This is a genomic window from Streptomyces sparsus (assembly GCF_054776295.1).
The window spans coordinates 1-3,697 of record NZ_BAAHCA010000489.1 but is presented as its reverse complement, the minus strand read 5'-3'; the positions used below and the strand labels follow the sequence as shown (position 1 = coordinate 3,697).

4 protein-coding genes and 1 pseudogene are annotated in these 3,697 nt (G+C 71.8%); 3 read left to right on the top strand and 2 right to left on the bottom strand.

Features of this window, described 5'->3' with window-relative positions; all coding sequences use genetic code 11:
• Positions 1 to 50 precede the first annotated feature (50 nt).
• Positions 51 to 1,520: a S28 family serine protease gene (locus ACYVE9_RS18980; RefSeq protein WP_461029080.1), complete on the bottom strand. Its 1,470-nt coding sequence runs from the start codon at positions 1,518 to 1,520 to the stop codon at positions 51 to 53.
• Between the two features lie 179 nt (positions 1,521 to 1,699).
• On the opposite strand from ACYVE9_RS18980, the gene ACYVE9_RS18975 reads away from it, so the two are divergent.
• Both ACYVE9_RS18975 and ACYVE9_RS18970 read left to right on the top strand, forming a co-directional pair.
• On the top strand, positions 1,700 to 2,176 hold the full coding sequence (locus tag ACYVE9_RS18975) for an NUDIX domain-containing protein (RefSeq protein WP_461029079.1): 477 nt from the start codon (positions 1,700 to 1,702) through the stop codon (positions 2,174 to 2,176).
• 71 nt (positions 2,177 to 2,247) lie between these two features.
• Positions 2,248 to 2,714: pseudogene (locus ACYVE9_RS18970) on the top strand (NF041680 family putative transposase); the annotation flags it as partial.
• A gap of 9 nt (positions 2,715 to 2,723) precedes the next feature.
• On the opposite strand, the gene ACYVE9_RS18965 reads toward ACYVE9_RS18970, so the two are convergent.
• Complete coding sequence (locus tag ACYVE9_RS18965; RefSeq protein WP_461029078.1) at positions 2,724 to 3,173, bottom strand: peptidoglycan-binding domain-containing protein; 450 nt, start codon at positions 3,171 to 3,173, stop codon at positions 2,724 to 2,726.
• A gap of 318 nt (positions 3,174 to 3,491) precedes the next feature.
• Between ACYVE9_RS18965 and ACYVE9_RS18960 the strand changes: the two genes are divergently transcribed.
• A complete protein-coding gene (locus tag ACYVE9_RS18960; RefSeq protein ID WP_461029077.1) occupies positions 3,492 to 3,689 on the top strand; it encodes a hypothetical protein in 198 nt (65 codons plus the stop codon).
• Positions 3,690 to 3,697 lie beyond the last annotated feature (8 nt).

The window sequence follows — 3,697 nt, the reverse complement described above, 5'->3', positions numbered from 1 at the left end:
CGGTGCCCCCGCGTGGCACGTGAGGACGCCGCGGTGGTGGCGTCAGCGCGTCACGGGAGCGCCGGGGGCCGCCGCTCGGTCATCGGACGGTCCAGATCGGCGTCCGGTGCGGCAAGGGGCTGCGGAGCGGCCGAACGGGCGGCCGGCGCGGCGTCCAGACCGACCCAGCTGAGCAGCGAACGGGTCGCCTTCGCCCGGTCCTCCGGGGCGAGTTGGGCGATGTTCGCCCCGTGGTTGGCGCCGGGGGCGGTGAACACCTGCGCGTCCCGCTTGCCGCCGCCGCGCACCCGGAACGGCTCCGCCCGCCACGGGTCGTTCTCGCCGTTCACGAACAGCATCCGGGTGGAGCGGTGGTAGACCCAGCGGTCGATGTCACGCATCGCGTGCTTGTCGAAGCGCGGCATGTCGATCTCACGCGGCACCGCGTTGCGCGGGTGCTGGACGCCGGGGTGGCGGAGCAGGCCGTCCAACTGCGGGGTCCGCACGCTGGGCCAGCCGAGCTGGGTGCCCGCCTGGTAGTAGTACGGCGCGTAGGGCAGCAGGCCTTGGTCAGTGCCGAAGTCGAAGCCGACCGTGGTGTCGATGAAGGCGTACAGCTCGTCGGTGGTCGCCTCGGCGCCGGGCACGTCATCGCAGCGGTTCTCGCCCTGGTACTGCCAGAACGCGTACACCAGGTCCATCGCCAGCACCTCGTAGGCGCGGTCGGGTGAGCCGTAGAGGGTGAACGTGAGGTCCTCGTCCTTGGCCCACTCGGTGTAGCGGTCGACGATCTCGTCGCGGCGCAGGAACGCCTCCCGTTCGGCGACGGCGAGGCGCTTGCGGCACTCGGCCGAGCCCACCGAGGCGAAGAACCGGTCGTAGGCCGAGTCCTCGTGGTTCCTGACGTTGTTGGGCGCGACGTAGGCCACCGTGCCGGCCATGTCCTGCGGGTAGAACCGCCGGTAGTACGTGGCGCTCATGCCGCCCTTGCTGCCGCCGGTGGACACCCACTTGCGGTCGTAGATGCCGCGCAGCGCGGTGTGGATGCGGTGCTGGTCCGAGGCGGCCTGCCAGATGTCCAGCTTGCGCCAGTCGGCCGTGTCGGGGCGGGACGGCGAGAAGTACCGGTACTCCATGGAGACCTGGTTGCCGTCGATCATCCGGGTCGGCTCGCTGCGTGCCGGATTGGTGTTGAGCCCGTAGCCGGAGGTGAAGAAGACCGTCGGCCGGTCAACGGCCCGGTGCAGCACGGTGATGCGCTGCTGGAACGTGCCCCGCCCAGGGCGGCGGTGGTCGATCGGCTGCTCGTAGTTGAGCACGAAGAAGCGGTAGCCGTCGACCGGCTTCTCCTCGATCAGGCTCATGCCGCGCACGGCGAGAAGCCGGTCCTTGATGTCGGCGGTGGCGGCGGTGGCGGTGCTGCCGGCGGTGCCGGTGGTGTCGGACCCGGCCGCGGTGGCGGCTCCTGCCGACGCGGTGCCGGCGCCCACCGTGCTTATCAGCACGGCCAGCGACAGCACCCATCCGAGCGTTCTGCGCATACTCAACTCCCCGGGGGTTCCCCTGGATTCGCACATGGTCGCGGTGAACCTATCGGCGCGGGTGCCGCCACGCCAGCCCCTCCAGACCCCGCACGGGCCGTGTCTCCCACGGGCCCGGGCGGGGAGCCGTGGGCGGTTTCCCGCCCGGTGCAGGCGGGGCGACCCTTACGCTCGGCGACATGACCGACGCCGTTCCGCTGCCGCTCGCCTCCGGCCCTCGACAGATGAACCTGCTCGCCGTCGACCGGGTGCCGGAGGACTCGCTGCCGGCCGCGTACGCGCTGGTCGCGCTGCGGCACGCCGACCGGCTGCTGATGGTGCACGTGCGCGACCGCTGCTGCTGGGAGCTGCCCGGGGGCCGGCTGGAGCCCGGTGAGACGGCTCGCGAGGGAGCGGTGCGGGAGCTGTACGAGGAGACCGGGCAGCGTGTCGACCCGGAGGCGCTGCGTTTCGCCGGGTACGTGACGACGGCGATCGGCCCCGAGCAGCGGGTACTGCGCGGCGCCTTGTTCACGGGTGAGACGGAGGCACCGACGCCGTTCGCGGCGGGTGAGGAGATCGCCGAGATCCACTGGCTGGCGGAGGGCGCGGAGTTGCCCGCGTCGGCCGAGGTGCAGACGGTCGACGTCTATCTGGCTGCGCTCACCCGCCCCTGAGCCGCACTGTCCGCGCACGCCACGTCCAACGGGATTCGACTCAACGTCAGGCTCGGCTCACGATCCGCTCCCCCGTCTGGCTGTGGACGTCAGCCACCGGTCTGTCGGGCGAGGACGTCGACCTGCGCCGGCAGACGTTCCTGCGCTGGTTCGACCTGGAGCACACCTTCCGGATGACCAGGCAGACCCTCGGCTGGACTCGTCCGAAGTTCCGCACGCCCCAGGCGGCGGACCCGTGGACCTGGCTGGTCATCGCGGGCCCCCCAACTCCGCCTCGCCCGGCCGCTGGCCGCGGACCCCCGCCGCCCCTGGGAGAAGCCGGCTGAGCCCGGCCGGCTCACCCTCCCTCGGGTCCGCCGGGGGTTCAGGAACCCCCGCCCCGAATTTTCCCGTCCGGCCCGTGCGCCGAAACCCAACCGGCCCGGGCCCGGGCAGACCCCTCGGGTCGAAGAACCGGCACTCCGCCACCCGCTACGACGGGGGAAAAACGGTCAGGCGGCCCGAGACCATCATTGAACGCAACCAGGCCAGACCATGAAGAACAAGCTCAGAGCCTGTTGGCGAACCGCCCGTACGAGCGCTGGGTTGCGGGACCGGCGATACCGTCGATGGCACCGGTGTAGCCGTGACGGGTCTTGAGGAAGCGCTGCAACGCCTTGACCGTGCCGCTTCCGACGATCCCGTCGATGGGGCCGGTGTACCCCCAGCTCGTCAGCCAGCGCTGCTGCGACTTCCAGCTCTCGGTGCCGAGCAGCCCGTCGATGGCCCCGTCGTAGTGGTGGTAGCTCCTCAGGAAGCGCTGGACCTTCTTGGCCTCATCGGTGTCCAGCCCGAGGTTGACCACGGCGTACGGCGCAACGGACTGTGCGCTCACAGCGGCCTTCTCGGCCGGTGCGGGTGCCGCGGAGGCCGTGCCCGCGGACGCCAGTCCTCCGGCGGCGATACAGACGGCGCTGGTGACACTGACGAGCGTCTTGGCCAGGACGTTCGATTGCATGCTGCTCCCTCTCGGGTCGTGGCCCAGCGGCCCGTGCCGGCCGGTGCGCCGGATCGTCGTGCGGTTCTCCGGGCCGGTTTCCCGGGCCCGAGGAGAACACTGGCCGATCGGCGGCGAACTGTCCTTGATCATCCACGCCGTCCTCTCGCCCCGGAGCGACATCTTTGCCGCAGGCGGCCCCTACGCCGGTATCGGTTCGCGGCAGGCGGCAGGCGGCAGGATGAGCTTCCGGAGCTCCGCGTCCAGCCGCTGCCGGTCCGTCAGCTCCCGGTACTCCCGAGGCCACCACGCCGTACGCGGCGGAGAAGGACCGGCTCCGTGCGGCAGGGCGGCGAGCTTCGCGTCACCCGGGACGGACGGGCGGTGGCCACACTGCGCGGCGCCCGGGCGGAACGGTTCCTCGCCGAGGTCACCGCGGGTGAGGCACAGGTGGTGCTGGCGCGGTCGACGGGCAACCAGCGTCGCGGCAACGAGCGCACCGCCCGCGACCATCCGCGCAGCCCCAACCGGCGCTGACCGGCGGC

Bases quoted from the DNA above. Each gene is read 5' to 3' on its own strand.
- ACYVE9_RS18965 (WP_461029078.1), bottom strand. From the start codon at position 3,173: ATGCAATCGAACGTCCTGGCCAAGACGCTCGTCAGTGTCACCAGCGCC.
- ACYVE9_RS18980 (WP_461029080.1), bottom strand. From the start codon at position 1,520: ATGCGCAGAACGCTCGGATGGGTGCTGTCGCTGGCCGTGCTGATAAGC.
- ACYVE9_RS18975 (WP_461029079.1), top strand. From the start codon at position 1,700: ATGACCGACGCCGTTCCGCTGCCGCTCGCCTCCGGCCCTCGACAGATG.